Source organism: Dehalococcoidia bacterium (assembly GCA_035310145.1).
GTDB lineage: Bacteria > Chloroflexota > Dehalococcoidia > CAUJGQ01 > CAUJGQ01 > CALFMN01.
In genome coordinates this window covers 15,674-29,379 of the sequence record DATGEL010000093.1, presented here as the reverse complement: position 1 = coordinate 29,379, position 13,706 = coordinate 15,674, and the positions used below count along the sequence as shown (strand labels likewise).

The following is a 13,706-nucleotide window of genomic DNA, read 5'->3' as shown; positions in this document are numbered from 1 at the left end:
CATGAGACTTATCCGGATCTGCTTCCGCGGGTTGGAATTGGTTGACCAACTCGGTAGCGAATTCCTGGATAGCCTCACGGCATAGATGGCCGATTGTTGTGAGCTGCTGCTCAGAGTCACCTGACCAAAGGAGCCGTTCCGCGTCCTCTCACTTGTGGTTGGAATGATTATGACGAACAGAAAATATTGCAGAGTCGAGGTAGCGATGGATGGCCTCTTCAACGTTCCGGTTGGGTTGGCCAGCTCGCTGCTCCATGTGTTCGTAGTACAGGAAGCCACGCGGGGTAACATCGAAGTTGAAGGCGCCGTGGCTGCCGAGCCGTCTGTTGATAAGGCCGGCGTTAGCCAGGGCATCAAGGTGCCCTCGGTAGGGACTTATCGCACCACCCGGTAGTCCGTGATGTTGGAGGGTCTGCCCACCGATGAATTGAATGAACATGAACGGTTCATGATTGTCTCGAAGCTTGCGTGCTGCCTCGACGATCGTTTCGAAGAGTGCCTCCTGTTCGGGAAGCAGTTCAATGTGATTGAGCATTTCTTCGCCCTTGGCCGGGATTGGACATCCCATTCCTGCTTTCGTGCCTCCTGAATTGGATGCCTCAGATCCGGATATTGAGACTTCATTGCTGGCGGTCGCTCGCTCGATTCGCGAGGACTGTCACGCCGGGCTTAACGTCCGGCGCATCACAGGTATCGTCTTCAGCTTCATCAAGCCCACCTGGAGTGACCAGATCGCGCAGTGAGCGGCCCATTGCGGCGAGGATGCGAGCGAGGGTCGTGAGCACGACGTCGTGCCGGCCGTTTTCGATCCGCGAGAGGCTGACCGGCGAGATGCTGGCTCGCTGGGCCAACTCGCGGATAGTCAGGCCGCGCTCGCGGCGTAGCTCGCGGATACGCACGCCTATTCGCCGAGCGCGCCGCTCGGCGTCGCGTGCCATTTGCTGGCTAAACTCGGCGTCAGTGAGGATGCGGATCTCATCCCATGGGATGGCGATTTCGCCTGCAACTGCCTTGAGGATGACTTCATAGTTGGTGTGCGTCGGCTGGCTCGCCGCCTGATACGGCGCGCCGGCCGGTAAGAGACTGGCTAGCGGCAGCGTGGCGCAGGTGCCGTCCGCAAAGCCAACCGTCAGCATGCCATCGTGCTCGTCGGCGCGGACGATCCGCCGGTAGCCTTGCGATGTCCAGCGTGCCATCGCTTACCGCTCCTTCTGCTCGTTCAACGCGATCCAGGCATTATTCAGGACATCCACATGATCGCGCAGTACCATGAGCACACTTCCTGGCAGCTTTGCGCCGTGCATCGGTTCGATCTCCGGCAAGGCAACCGAGGCCTCGTGCTCCGCCCAGCGCACGTGGCAGTGCGCTCCATGATGCCGCCCGCCGCGCTCGGCATACACGTACACGCTGTATGGACCGAAGCGCAGCACGGCGGGCATTGCGCTTCCATGATAGCGTATACGTTATCTTACGTCGCAGCCTGGTTAGCTCTTCACCAGGCGGTTAGCTGAAGTCGTGCGACTCCGGCACGGTCGGCGCTTCTGGCTCCTCGCCCACCGGCAGCGGCGCGATCGTGTGCGCCATCACGTTGATCGTGCCGTCGCGGCGCTGCAGCTCGCCGGCGACGACGATCAGCGGCTCCAGCCGCCACAGCGTGCGGTAGCGTTCGTACACCGCCGGCTTCACGATCACGTTGCTCAGGCCCCATTCGTCTTCCAGCGTTACGAACATGAAGCCCTTCGCCGTGCCCGGCTTCTGCCGGCAGACGACCAGCCCCGCCAGGCGCAGCTTCGTGCCGTCCGGCAGCCGCTCCAGCTGCAGGCTGCTGACCACGTCATCGGTCAGGTACGGACGGAAGAACTCCAGCCAGTGCCAGCGCGCCGAGAGGCCGCTGATCGCGTAGTCGGCCTCGGCCTGCTCGCGCGGCGTCATCGGCCGCAGCGGCGCCATGTCCTGCTCGATCGGCAGCGGCAGCGCCTCCTGCAACGGCCGCAACGGCGGCGGCGCCTTCGGCCGGCGCTGCGACGGCGTCAGCAGGCGGCGCGCCACGGCCTCCGCCGCCGTGGGCCGGCGGCGGCGTGTGGCGGCGTGGTGCACTTCCGGCCGGTAGATCAGGCCGAGCTGCCAGAGCAGCTCGCGGCGCTCCAGGCCGAAGGCGTCGAAGGCGCCGATCGCGATCAGGTTCTCCACCGCCTCGCGCGCCAGGCCCGTACGCCGGCAGAAGTCGCCCAGCGAGCGGTACTCGCCCGCAAGCCGCGCCGCGTCCAGCCGCTCGCGCTGCGTCTCGCCCAGCCCCTCGACGTAGCGGAAGCCGAGCCGCAGGCCGCCGCGCTCGATCGTGCAGCGGTCGCGGCTGGCGTTCACGTCCACCGGCAGCACCTCGACGCCGTGCCGCTTCGCATCGTTCAGCACCACTTCGGGCGAGTAGAAGCCCATCGGCTGGTTGTTGAGCAGTGCGGCGTAGAACTCCTCGCGGTAGTAGAGCCGCAGCCAGGCCGACTGATACGTGATCCAGGCGAAGGCGGCGGCGTGGCTCTTGCAGAAGCCGAACTGCGCGAAGCCCTGCAGCATCTGCCAGATCTCGGCCGCCGTCGCCGCGCCCACGCCGTTGGCGCCGCAGCCCGCGAAGAAGCGCGCCTGCAGCTTCGCCATCGCCTCGGCCGAACGCTTGCGGCTCATGGCGCGGCGCAGCTGGTCGGCCTCGCCCGCGCTGAAGCCGGCGACCTCGATCGCCACGCGGATGCACTGCTCTTGATAGAGGATCACGCCCAGTGTCTCCTCCAGCACCGGCTCCAGCTTCGGGTGGGCGTAGCTCACCTCCTCCTGGCCGCGCCGCCGCCGCAGGTAGGGATGCACCATGTTGCCCTGCAGCGGGCCGGGGCGGATGATCGCCACCTGCGCCACGATGTCGAGAAAGTTGCGCGGCTGCGATCGCGGCAGCGACTGCATCTGCGCCCGGCTCTCCACCTGGAAGATGCCGAGCGTGTCGGCGCTGCTGAGCGTGTCGTAGACGTCGGCGTTGTCCAGCGGCACGTGCTCAAGGTCCACGCACAGGCCGCGCGCCTCGTCCACCAGCTCGACCGCCTCGTCGATCAGCGCCAGCATGCCCAGGCTGAGCAGGTCGATCTTGATCAGCCCTGCGTCGCCCACGCCGTCCTTATCCCACTGCGTGACCCCGCGGCCGGGCATGCGCGCCTTCTCCAGTGGCACCAGCTCGGCCAGCGGACAGGAGGAGATCACCATGCCGCCCACGTGCTGCGAAAGGTGCCGCGGGAAGTCGGCCACGGCCTCGCACAGCTCGGCCAGCTCGCGCCAGATCGGCGCGTGCGCCTTCGCCTCCATGCCGGGGATGCGGGCGATCTCGGCTTCGAGCCCTTTGGCGCTCTGGTGGTGCAGGTGCCGCGCCACGCGGTCCAGGTCGTCCGGCGGCAGGCCGAGCGCCTTGCCGACCTCGCGCACGGCGTTGCGCGCCTGGAAGGTGACGACGGTGCAGACCAGCGCGGCGTGGTCGCGGCCGTACTTCTCATAGAGGTACTGGATCACCTGCTCGCGGTGCTCGCGCGAGAAGTCGATGTCGATGTCGGGCACGGTTTGCAGCTCTTCGTTGAGAAAGCGGCCGACGAAGAGCCGGTGGCGGATCGGGTCGACGCGGGTGAGGTCGAGCACGAAGGCGATGATCGAGTTGGCGGCCGAGCCACGCCCCTGCGCAGGAATGCGGTTTTTCCGCGCGAAGTCGATCAGGTCCCAGACGATGAGGAAGTAGCCGGCGAGCCCGTGCTTGCGGATCAGGTTCAGCTCGTAGCGCAGCTTCTCCTCGACCTCGCCGCTGCAGTGGCCGTACTTGCGCTGCGCCCCCTCGCGGCAGAGCTGTTCGAGGAACTCGTCCGTGGAGAGGCCGTTCGGCGCCTCGTAGTCGGGGAACCGATACGCGCTGAAGTCGAGCCTGGCGTTGCAGGCGTCGGCGATGCGCAGGCTGTTGGCGACGGCGAGCGGGTAGGCGGCGAAGCGCGCCGCCATCTCGGCGGGCGACTTGAGATAGAAGTCGGCGTTGGGCCGGCGCAGGTGGTGCGAGTCGTCCAGCGTGGCGCGGTGGCGGATGCTGACGAGCACATCCTGCAACTTGTGCCGCTCGGGCAGGTGGTAGTGCGCGTTGCCGGTGGCGACGTAGCCCAGGCCGAGATGGCCGGCCAGCTCGACCTGGGCGCGGATCAAGGCGTCGTCCTCGCGGCAGAGGTTGTGCTGCAGCTCGACATAAAAGCTGTCGGGGCCGAAGGCGCTGGCGTAGCGCTGCGCGGCGGCCAGCGCGTCTTGACGCCGTCCGGCGAGCAGGTGCTGGCTGATCTCGCCGTTGCGGCAGCCGGAGAGGCAGATCAGCCCGGCGTGGTGCGCGGCCAGCGTGGCGAAGTCGATCGCCGGGTCGCCCTTGTTATTCTCTGTTTGCCGCATGTGCGCCGTGGTGATCAGCCGGCAGAGGTTGCTGTAGCCCGTCTGGTCGCGAGCCAGCAGGGTCACGTGCGTAGAGGACAGGGAACAGGTGACAGGGGACAGGTGACAGGTGACAGGAGTTGGTGGAGCGGAGCCGTTATGTTCCCCGGCGGTGCCAGCAGCGGCATGGGGGACGGCGGGAGCGTTTGCGGTCCTCGAATCGCCCTCCTGTTCCCTGTTCCCTGTTCCCTGTTCCCTAACGGTCAGCTCGACGCCGACGATCGGCTTGATGCCAGCGTCGCGCGCCTCGTTGTAGAAGGGCATCACGCCGTAGAGGCCGTCGTGGTCGGTGATGGCGAGCGCGGAGTAGCCCAGCTCGGCGGCGCGCGCCACCATCTCCTCCGGCAGCGAGGCGCCGTCGAGCAGCGAATGGCTCGTATGCAGGTGCAGCTCGGCGTACGTCATGACGGAGGGAACAGGGAATGGGGAATAGGAAATAGAGGGCGGAACTGCACACGGGCCGAAAAAAGCTCCCCTCTCCCAGGATTGGGAGAGGGGCCGGGGGTGAGGGCCCGGGCCGGCGCGGCCCGCCGCTGCCGCCTCGAATCACTGGCACTCCCCGCTCCCCACTCCCCACTCACTGCTCACTCTCCTCACGGAATCCGCATTGTGCCGGTGGTCACGGTCACGGCCCGGCCGCCCACGCGCACGCCCGTGATCTGCTCGTCTTCGCCGTCTACTTCGATGTAGATCGTGCCCGGCCGGCCGACGATGTGACCCTGCTCCGTCATGAAGCTCGGCGTCTGCACCAGGCCGTAGCGCACCAGATAGGCGCCCATGCCGCCGCTGGCCGAGCCGGTCACCGGGTCTTCGGCGATGCCGGCCGCGGGCGCGAAGTGGCGGGCGTGCGCCTTCGCTTCCGGCGCGTAGCCCTCCGGCGCGAAGACGTGCAGGCTGAAGTAATCGCCCTCCGCCTGCAGCGCGGTCAGCGCCGTGAAGTCGGGCCGCAGCCGCTCCAGCACGTGCAGGCTGCGCACCGGGAACATGAGCTGCGGCGTGCCGGTGCTCACCGTTTGCACCGGGAAGTCCGGCTCGATGCCGGCGATGGGAATGCCGAGCGCTTCGGCGTAGGGCGCCGCGTCGTATATCCGCAGGAACTCGGGCGGCTTCTGCGTCATCCAGATGCGCGTCAGGCGGCCGCCGGCATCGGCTTCCAGGTCCACCGGCAGCACGCCGACGTTCAGCTCCTGCGTCACGCGCGTGCGCGGGCCGCCGAGCTGGATGCGCCCGGCCTCGACCAGCGCGTGCATCGTGGCGATCGTGGGGTGGCCGGCGAGCGGAATCTCCGTCGTCGGCGTGAAGAAGCGCACGCGGAAGTCGGCCCGCTGCGAGGGCGTGACGAAGGCCGTCTCGGAGAGGTTCACCTCGCGGGCGATCGCCTGCATGGTCGCCTCGTCCAGCCCCTCGGCGTCGAGCACCACGCCCGCCGGGTTGCCGGCGAACGGCCGGTCGGTGAAGGCATCGACGATACGAAGCGGAATCTCGCGCATGGCTCACTCCTGGGAATAGGGAATAGGGAATAGGGAATAGGGAATAGGGAATAGAAATACGCGAAGCGTTCCGGTGTGTCTATTGCCAGTCGCGCACGTTCTGGCCCTTCTATTCCCTATTCCCTCGCCCTACGCTCGTTGCTCCCACCAGCCGCCGGCGACGAGGTCGCGGAAGACGGTGAGCAGCGCGCCGCCGGCCAGCTCGAGCTGGTAGTAGTGACGGGAGATCGGCTCGCGCCACCACTCGTCGTCGATGCGCCAGTGGTTCTGCACCGAGCGCACGCGCTGCTCCCGCCCGCCTCTCCGCAGCAGCGCCGGCGCACCCGTGACCGCGTCCGCCTCCACTTCGATCCGCCGCGGCGCATTGAGCGGCACGGCCCTTACCCCCGGCCCCTCTCCCAGGATTGGGACGATGAGATTGACCGGGGGTGAGGGCCGGGCGCGCCGCTTGCCCGCGGACGCGCCCGGTGTGGCGACGATGCTCTGCGACCAGTCTTCGAGGGCCATGTGGCCTCACCCCCTGGCCCCTCTCCAGGGTTTTCCATCGCGCGGAGCGCGATCTTCGATAGAGAGGGGGAAGCTGTGGAGTGGGTTTATTTGGAAAGGATGGCAGAGCGTCTCTCTATTCCCTAACCCCCGGCCCCTACGGCCGGAACTCGGCCAGGCCGCGGCGGCGTTCGGGCAGGCGCGAGCGCGGGTCGAGCGCGACGATGCGCTGCAGCAGGTTACGTCCGCAGCGTGCCTCGATCTGGCGCACCGCCTCGCCGAGCTGTGTGCGCCGCCGCGCCGCGCTGCTGAAGAGGCTGCCCTGCTGGCCCTCCTCCTGGCAGAGATCGTGCAGCGTCAGCCGCAGCGCCGCCACCGGGCCGGGCAGCGCCAGCTCGCGCAGCGCTGCCGCGGCCGGCAGGAACGCCGCCTCCGGCCGGTTCGCCGGCGCGTGCAGGGTCCAGGTGCGCTGGTAGGGAATAGGGAACAGGGAACAGGGAACAGGAGGTGACAGGTGACAGGTGACAGGTGACAGGTTGGTAGGGACAACTCGTGAATCGCTCGGTGTGGCGACGCGTTGCAGGGGCGCCCATAGCGCAGCGCAACCGTCGGAGACTTCCAATACTGCGCCCGTCGCGCCGCAGGCGCGACACGCGGCGTCCGCAGGTTCTAGCTGTCGCACTTCCTGTGCCTCGATCGCCAGCGCCAGCGTGACCTGGCGGAAGCCGAGGTAGAGCGCCTGCAGCTCCGGCGTCAGCTTCGCCAGCTCGCGTTTCACGACGCGCAGCAGCGTCTCCGTGCTGATCACGGGCGGGTCGAAATGGCGCTCGCGTGCCAGGTGCCGCGGCAGGCGGCGTGGCAAGGGTGGGCGTTCGTCCTCGCCGCGGGCGAGGCGCCACATCAGCGCCCCTTCGCGGCCGAACTGCGCCTGCACCGGCCCGAAGGGCAGCGCCGCGAACTCGCCCAGCGTGCGCAGGCCGAAGAGGCGCAGCCGCCGCTGCATCTCTGCCGAGCAGGGCAAGTGCGTCACCGGCACGGGCGCCAGCAGCTCCCGCTCGGCGCCCGGCGGCACGCGGCGCACCTCGCCCGCGCCCGCCAACTCCGCCGCCACCCGCGCCGTGAAGCGGCCCGCCGCGCCCGCGGCGCGGGCAGTGGGGAAGGGAATGGGGAATAGGGAATAGGGAATAGAGGGCGCATGGCATACGCCTTGGCCGTGAGCAGTGAATGGCGCATCTGAAGATCCCCCTCGCCCAGCATTGGGAGAGGGGTTAGAGGTGAGGGCACGGGCCGGCGACGAGCCGGCGCGCAGCACCGCAAGCACGGTCTCCAGCAGCGCCTGCTCGCGCGCGGCGTTCAGGCCGGAGAGGTCGAGATAGAAGGCGTCGGGCGGCTCTGCTTCTACGGCGGGGCTGAAACTTTCCATAACGTGAAGTAAGAATGCAAACGCCTCGCTCACAAGCGAGGCGTCGAGGGGAAGGAAGGTGGCGGCGGGACAGAGCCCCGCCGCCTGGCGCAGCGCCATGCCCGGCGAGATCCCGCTCGCCGCGGCCTCCGGCGAAGCGTCGGCCACGGCCTTGCGCTCGTGCGGGTAGCCGCCGACCACGACGGGCCGGCCGGCGAGGTCCGGCCGCTGCCGCAGCACGAGCTGCACGGGAAGGTCGGGTACGAGCACGCAAGCGATCCGCATGCCCGCACCATACTAGAACATACGTGCTATATCAAGCAAGATCGTGGGCATAGGAGGGCAATTTTGCCATTCCCCGACATAAGAACAAACGTTCTTCTGTCAGTCTACAAGCACCGTGTCCGTGCGGCCAGTGCCATGCCCGCGCCCGCGGACGGCCGAGCAGCCTGCCGGCCTCCGCTGGACCCGCGCCCGCCTCTCCGGCTACGCTCTGCATACCGGGCGGCGTACGGGGCGTGGAGGTGGCGGATGGGACTCTCGCCCGAGCAGCGGCGCCTGCTCTTTCGCTACGACCGTGATGCGTCCCTCGACGCGAGCGAGCCGGTCACCTCTTGCGCCGCTGGCGTACGCAGCGAGCGCTTCGCCTACTTCAGCGCCCACGGCCAGCGCGTGCCCGCCGTCCTTTACCGTCCCGCCGCGGCAGCGGCGCCGCGGCCGCTGCTCCTGATCGGCCACGGCGCCGGCGCCAGCAAAGACGAGCCGCTGATGCGCCAGCTCTTCGAGCACTGGGCCGGCGAGGGCTTCGCCTGCCTCTGCATCGACGCGCCCTTTCACGGCGAGCGCGGCCAGCACATCTCCGACCCCACCGTCGTGCTGCGCCAGCCCTTCCGCGGCCTCGAATTCGTCACGCAGTACGTGGTCGATACGATGCGCGCCGTCGACTGGGCCGAGACGCGGCCCGACCTGGACACGGCCCGCATCGGCTACGCCGGCTTCAGCATGGGCAGCATCCTCGGCGTGCCTTTTGTGGCGATGGAGCCGCGCGTGCGCACCGCCGTCTTTGCGCTGGGCGGCGCCGGCTTGCTGCACTTCTTCGCCCTGCAGGCGCCGGCCGAGCGCCGCCATGATGCCGAAACCGTGGCCGACGCCTGCGACCCACTGCATTACGCGCCGCTGATCGCGCCGCGGCCGGTGCTGATGGTGAACGGCACACAGGACGCGATCATCCCACCCGTGCTCGGCCACGCGCTGTTCAGCGCGCTGAAGGAGCCGCGCCGCGCCATCTGGTACGAGGGCGGCCACGGCGACATTCCCCGCGACGACATCGACGAGATGCGCCGCTTCCTGCTCGAAACGCTGCGCCCTGATTAGGCGTCGAAGCGGAGGACGATCGATGACCACCGCCAGCATCGTCGACGACCGCGTGCGCGACCTCTTCTTCCGCTACGACCGCGAGATGCCGCTGGAGGCCGAAGCGCGCGTCGTTGCCGAGGAGAACGGCGTCCGTAGTACGCGCTTCGCCATCTCCAGCACGCACGGCGAGCGCGTAACCGGTCTGCTCTGGCAGCCCGCGGCGGCCGCCGGGCCGCTGCCCGCGATCCTGATGCAGCACGGCGCCGGCAGCCGCAAAGAGGATGACTACATCCGCCTGGCGGCGCTGCGCTGGGCGCGCGAAGGCTTCGCCTGCATCGCGATCGACGCCAGCGGCCACGGCGAGCGCGAACCCCGCCCGCGCGACCCGCAGGCGATCTGGCAACTCCCCTGGACGCGGCGCGACCACGCCGTGCAGATGTGCGTGGATCTGCAACGCACCGTGGATTACCTCGCCACGCGGCCGGAGATCGACCTGGGCCGGCCCGGCTTCATCGGCTTCAGCATGGGCACGATCAACGGCGTGCCCTTCGTCGCCCGCGACGAGCGCGTGAAGGCCGCCGTCTTCTGCATCGGCGGCGCCACGCTGAGCGGCTTCCGCGACCTGCCCGACGATCCGCCGCGCATCGAAGCGATGCGGCTGGCGCTGGAGATCGTCGATCCCAGCCACTTCGCGGGGAAGATCGCGCCGCGGCCGGTGCTCTGCATCAACGGCCGGCGCGACGAGACCGTGCCGCCCGCCGCGGCGCAGATCCTCTTCGACGCGTTGGGCGAGCCGAAACGGATCGTCTGGTACGACGGCGGCCACACCGACATGCGCGGCCCCGAGTTCAAGGAGGCCTGGCAATTCCTGCGCGAATCGCTGTGAGGCGCCCTCGCTCGCTGCTCTGCCTCACGCTGGCGGTGCTGCTGCTGGCCGGCGTCGCCTGCACGTCCGCGCGCATCCCGCCCGCACCCGCGGCCACGAGCACGCCCGCGGGTGAGCCGGTCGGCACGCTTGATTTCACCGTCTTCGAGAACGCCTACAACCTGCTGCTCAACCGCGCGGTCGAGCGGCCGGCGCCGAACACGCTGCTCAACGCCGCCTGGCGTGGCCTGCTGGACGAGGGCGGCAAGCAGGGCCTGCAAACGGCGAAGGCCGCCGCGCCCGCGCTGCACGGCGATCGAACCGCCGACCTCGCCGCGATCGAGGACGCCTTCGGCAAGCTGAAGGTCACGCGCGGCCACACGCTCGACACCGCAAAAATCAATTACGCTGCCGCCTCGGCGATGGCCGAGTCCCTGGACGACTCGCACACGACGTTTCTTTCGCCCGACCAGTTCGCCACGCAGAACAGGCGCGAAGCCGGCAACCTCGGCACCACGACGGGTATCCGTATCGAGCGCGTGACCGAGCGGCCGCCGCTGGTGCTTGAAGTGGCGCCCGGCTCGGCCGCCGATCGCGCCGGCCTGCAAGCCGGCGACTCCGTGCTCGCGATCGACGGCAGCAAGATCGGCAGTTTCACCCCGCGCGAGGCGAGCCGCGCCCTGGATGGCCCGGACGGCAGCACGCTCACGCTCGACGTGCGCCGCCCCGGCCGCGCCGACCGGCGCATCACGATCACGCGCCAGACGATCTCGCTCGACCTGGTGCGCAGCAAGCAGTTGCCCGGCAACGTCGGCTACATCCGCATTCGCGAGTTCCCCACCCAGGTGCCGATCCAGCTCCAGGTGAAGCAGGCGCTGGGCGACTTCGACGATGCGCAGACAGGCGGCGTGATCGTCGATCTGCGCGGCAACCCCGGCGGCTCGCTCGGTGACCTGCAAGAGGTGCTCTCGCTCTTCGTCTCGCAAAGTCCGCTTTCCTACCTGGTCAATCCCGGCGGCAGCCGTACGATGCCGATCCCGCGCGCGAACGAGCGCTTCACCTTTGATCAGAAGCTCGTGGTGCTGGTCGATGGCGGCAGCGCCTCGTCGTCCGAGCTGTTCGCCTCGGCGGTGCAGCAGTATCACGATGGCCTGATCGTGGGTGCGAAGAGCTGCGGCTGCCTGATGGCGGCGCAGTTCTTCCCGCTGGCCGATCAGAAGGCCGGCATGGAAGTCGCGGTGCAGGGCGTGCTCTCACCGGTGAGCAAGCAATCGCTGGAAAAGGTCGGCATTACGCCCGATCGCGCGGTCGATTCGGATGCCCGTGCCCTGGCTGACGGCCGCGACCCCCAGCTTGAAGCGGCGTTGGAGGCGCTGGGCGTGGAGGCCGGCGTTGCGCGCACCGCCAACAAGACGCTGGCGCAGGCGGATCAGTAGGAACGAGGAACGAGAAACGAGGAAATAGGAAATAGAGACGAGGTGTTCGTTAGCCGCTCCTATTTCCTATTTCCTCGTTACTGCCGGTCGCTCTGCTCCCGCGGCCTGGTGACCGTGCTCCAGCCGCCCTGCTTCTGTGGGTCGGCGGAGACGATCAGGGTGCGCGGCTCCTCGGCAAACGTGTCCATATTGTCGCGCTGGTAGATGTACGTCGCGGGACTGTTGCTCGCCGCCGCGGGATTGCCGTCGCGGTCGAGCGCGACGATGTGCATGTTGCCGTAGAAGGCGTCTTCCAGCGCCCAGAGGTCGCGCTGCGCCTCGGCCAGCGCATCGGCAACGCTCATGCCGAGCTTCATGTAGAGCACCACACTGCGCGCCGTGGCGCAGCGGATCGCCATTTCGCCGCGGCCGGTGCAGGCGGCGGCGCCGTAGCGGTTGTCGCAGTAGTTGCCGGCGCCAATCACGGGTGAGTCGCCGAGGCGGCCGGGATACTTCCAGGCCCAGCCGGAGGTCGAGACAGCGCTGGCGAGGTTGCCCTCGCGGTCGCGGGCGAGGAAGTTGACCGTGCCGCCGGTGCGATGCGGGTCCGTGACCTGTTGCGCCATGGCAGCGAGATCGTGCACCGATGCCATGTAGCGGCGGTAGTTCTCGGACTCGGCACCGTCGAGCTTGCCCGCCATCCAGTCCTGGTAGCGCTGCCGCGTTGCCGGCGTCAGCAGCTCGGCGGCCTGGAAGCCGCTCTGGCCGGCGAAGCGTTCGGCGCCGGTGCCAACCAGAAAGCAGTGCGGCATCGTCTCCAGCAGGCGGCGGGCGATGGAGACGGGATTGGGATAGTAGCGCACGGAGCCGACGGCGCCGGCGGCCAGGGTGCGCCCGTCCATGATGCTGGCGTCCAGCTCGACCTCGCCCAGCAGGTTCGGCAGGCCGCCCGTGCCAACGGAGTTGTCGTTGGGGTTGTCCTCGACCAGGCGCGTGCCGGCCTCGACGGCGTCCAGCGCCGAGCCGCCGGCCCTGAGCACGCGCATCGCCTCGCCGATGCCCACGCGCCCGTTGCTCGACGCCACCACGATCAGCGACCCGGCCACCGCCTGCTCCTCCCGAGCCTCCCGCTGTGCGGAAGAGCCCTCACCATCCGTAGGGCATGGTAGCGGCCGCGGGCCTTACGGGCATCCGTCGGGGTTGTTCGCCGCACGCCGCCTTTTCTACAGTGGGAGTATGGTGCGCTGGGTGAAGAAAGGACTGCTGGCCACGAGCTTCCGGCCGGGCTACCGGCCGGGTGAGGAGTTCACCGTTCCGCGCCGCGTCGTCGAGGACTGGGTGACGGAGAAGCGGCAGGCGGGCATCGCCTCGATCATCTGCCTGCTTGGGCAGGATCAGCTGCCGCTGTACGCGCGCGGCCTGCCGCAGGGGCTGCTCGCCTTCTACGAAGAGTCCGGCTTCGGCGTGGCCAACATCGCCGCGCCGGACGGCATGGCCGAGCCGTTTACACCGGCGCAGTACGAGGCGGCCTGGAAGGCGTTCGAGGCGTTGCCCAAGCCCGTGCTGGTGCATTGCAGCGCCGGTCACGACCGCACCGGCCGCGTCGTCTCCTATTTTCTCAGCCGGATGCAGCACGGCGCCTGAGCGCGACCGGTTTGGCCGGCGCCAGACGACGCTGCATGCGCTGACATACGCGTGGACCGAGGGAGATTCAGCCACGGACAGCAATATTCCCATCGGCGTGGTTATCGGCAGGATCAGCGCGATCGTCGGCCTCTCTGTCGCGGTGGCGATCGGTATCCTGCTGATCTTAAGCGGCACCTACTGGATTGCGGGGTTGGTCGCGCTGCTCTGCGCCCTGCCGTTCGCCCTGCTGCTGCGCTTCGTCGAGTACCGGGCCGAGCGTGGGAAGCTGCGCGGCTCCGATTCGGCGGGGTGAGCAGATTTTCCGTCTATTGCCAGCTTCCCGCCCTTGACAGTGCGCGAACTCGGTTCATAGCATGGGGGTACAACCGAAGAGCGCCAGCGCCGAATGCCGCGTCGCGGCAACGGGGGACCCACCATCTGGGGTGAATTCCGCCTTCGGGCGGATAGGCCAATCTCTTGAGGCCGAACCCGACAGCTAACCTCGTAGGCGTTCAAGGGAGGAAGTTCCGCCGGTATGACCGGGGGCTGCTGCCCTCGGTTTTTTTCATTGCCGGCGGTGC

The 13,706-nt window shown here is 68.4% G+C and carries 13 protein-coding genes and 1 riboswitch; of the genes, 5 read left to right on the top strand and 8 right to left on the bottom strand.

Annotated features, from left to right (window positions below; genetic code table 11):
- Positions 1-148: 148 nt before the first annotated feature.
- The 7 genes from VKV26_17115 to VKV26_17085 all read right to left on the bottom strand — a co-directional run bounded on the left by VKV26_17115 (position 149) and on the right by VKV26_17085 (position 8,133).
- Positions 149-568 carry a hypothetical protein gene (locus VKV26_17115; GenBank protein ID HLZ71625.1) on the bottom strand — a complete coding sequence of 140 codons (420 nt, stop codon included), beginning with the start codon at positions 566-568 and terminating at the stop codon, positions 149-151.
- Positions 569-620: 52 nt separating this feature from the next.
- Positions 621-1,196, bottom strand: coding sequence for a helix-turn-helix transcriptional regulator (locus tag VKV26_17110; GenBank protein HLZ71624.1), 576 nt, complete (start codon positions 1,194-1,196; stop codon positions 621-623).
- A 3-nt stretch (positions 1,197-1,199) separates the two neighbouring features.
- A complete protein-coding gene (locus VKV26_17105) occupies positions 1,200-1,439 on the bottom strand; it encodes a DUF4160 domain-containing protein (GenBank protein ID HLZ71623.1) in 240 nt (79 codons plus the stop codon).
- Positions 1,440-1,503: 64 nt separating this feature from the next.
- Positions 1,504-4,890, bottom strand: coding sequence for an error-prone DNA polymerase (locus tag VKV26_17100; protein HLZ71622.1), 3,387 nt, complete (start codon positions 4,888-4,890; stop codon positions 1,504-1,506).
- A gap of 188 nt (positions 4,891-5,078) precedes the next feature.
- Entirely contained in the window at positions 5,079-5,975 is an 897-nt protein-coding gene (locus VKV26_17095) for a PhzF family phenazine biosynthesis protein (GenBank protein ID HLZ71621.1), read from the bottom strand.
- 129 nt (positions 5,976-6,104) lie between these two features.
- Positions 6,105-6,482 (bottom strand): hypothetical protein, encoded by a 378-nt coding sequence (locus tag VKV26_17090; GenBank protein HLZ71620.1) that lies wholly within the window; start codon positions 6,480-6,482, stop codon positions 6,105-6,107.
- A 136-nt stretch (positions 6,483-6,618) separates the two neighbouring features.
- Entirely contained in the window at positions 6,619-8,133 is a 1,515-nt protein-coding gene (locus VKV26_17085; GenBank protein ID HLZ71619.1) for a hypothetical protein, read from the bottom strand.
- 261 nt (positions 8,134-8,394) lie between these two features.
- Here VKV26_17085 and VKV26_17080 point away from each other — a divergent pair, with 261 nt between their 5' ends.
- Genes VKV26_17080 through VKV26_17070 form a run of 3 tightly spaced genes read left to right on the top strand, consistent with a single transcriptional unit; the run spans position 8,395 to position 11,520 of the window.
- Positions 8,395-9,237, top strand: a complete 843-nt coding sequence (locus VKV26_17080; GenBank protein HLZ71618.1) for an acetylxylan esterase — start codon at positions 8,395-8,397, stop codon at positions 9,235-9,237.
- 22 nt (positions 9,238-9,259) lie between these two features.
- On the top strand, positions 9,260-10,105 hold the full coding sequence (locus tag VKV26_17075) for an alpha/beta fold hydrolase (GenBank protein ID HLZ71617.1): 846 nt from the start codon (positions 9,260-9,262) through the stop codon (positions 10,103-10,105).
- Complete coding sequence (locus VKV26_17070) at positions 10,102-11,520, top strand: S41 family peptidase (GenBank protein ID HLZ71616.1); 1,419 nt, start codon at positions 10,102-10,104, stop codon at positions 11,518-11,520. The genes VKV26_17075 and VKV26_17070 overlap by 4 nt, the downstream gene beginning before the upstream one ends.
- Before the next feature lie 77 nt (positions 11,521-11,597).
- Here the strand turns inward: VKV26_17070 and VKV26_17065 are convergent, their stop codons facing one another.
- Complete coding sequence (locus tag VKV26_17065; GenBank protein HLZ71615.1) at positions 11,598-12,605, bottom strand: N(4)-(beta-N-acetylglucosaminyl)-L-asparaginase; 1,008 nt, start codon at positions 12,603-12,605, stop codon at positions 11,598-11,600.
- 142 nt (positions 12,606-12,747) lie between these two features.
- On the opposite strand from VKV26_17065, the gene VKV26_17060 reads away from it, so the two are divergent.
- On the top strand, positions 12,748-13,143 hold the full coding sequence (locus tag VKV26_17060) for a tyrosine-protein phosphatase (GenBank protein HLZ71614.1): 396 nt from the start codon (positions 12,748-12,750) through the stop codon (positions 13,141-13,143).
- 97 nt (positions 13,144-13,240) lie between these two features.
- Positions 13,241-13,438: a hypothetical protein gene (locus VKV26_17055; protein HLZ71613.1), complete on the top strand. Its 198-nt coding sequence runs from the start codon at positions 13,241-13,243 to the stop codon at positions 13,436-13,438.
- A 77-nt stretch (positions 13,439-13,515) separates the two neighbouring features.
- A riboswitch (cyclic di-AMP (ydaO/yuaA leader) is annotated at positions 13,516-13,651 on the top strand.
- The last annotated feature ends 55 nt before the right edge of the window (positions 13,652-13,706 follow it).

Excerpts from the sequence above, each read along its gene's own strand:
- VKV26_17110 (HLZ71624.1), bottom strand. The coding sequence starts at position 1,196 with ATGGCACGCTGGACATCGCAAGGCTACCGGCGGATCGTCCGCGCCGAC.
- VKV26_17105 (HLZ71623.1), bottom strand. The coding sequence starts at position 1,439 with ATGCCCGCCGTGCTGCGCTTCGGTCCATACAGCGTGTACGTGTATGCC.
- VKV26_17100 (HLZ71622.1), bottom strand. The coding sequence starts at position 4,890 with ATGACGTACGCCGAGCTGCACCTGCATACGAGCCATTCGCTGCTCGAC.
- VKV26_17090 (HLZ71620.1), bottom strand. The coding sequence starts at position 6,482 with ATGGCCCTCGAAGACTGGTCGCAGAGCATCGTCGCCACACCGGGCGCG.
- VKV26_17075 (HLZ71617.1), top strand. The coding sequence starts at position 9,260 with ATGACCACCGCCAGCATCGTCGACGACCGCGTGCGCGACCTCTTCTTC.
- VKV26_17080 (HLZ71618.1), top strand. The coding sequence starts at position 8,395 with ATGGGACTCTCGCCCGAGCAGCGGCGCCTGCTCTTTCGCTACGACCGT.
- VKV26_17095 (HLZ71621.1), bottom strand. The coding sequence starts at position 5,975 with ATGCGCGAGATTCCGCTTCGTATCGTCGATGCCTTCACCGACCGGCCG.
- VKV26_17115 (HLZ71625.1), bottom strand. The coding sequence starts at position 568 with ATGGGATGTCCAATCCCGGCCAAGGGCGAAGAAATGCTCAATCACATT.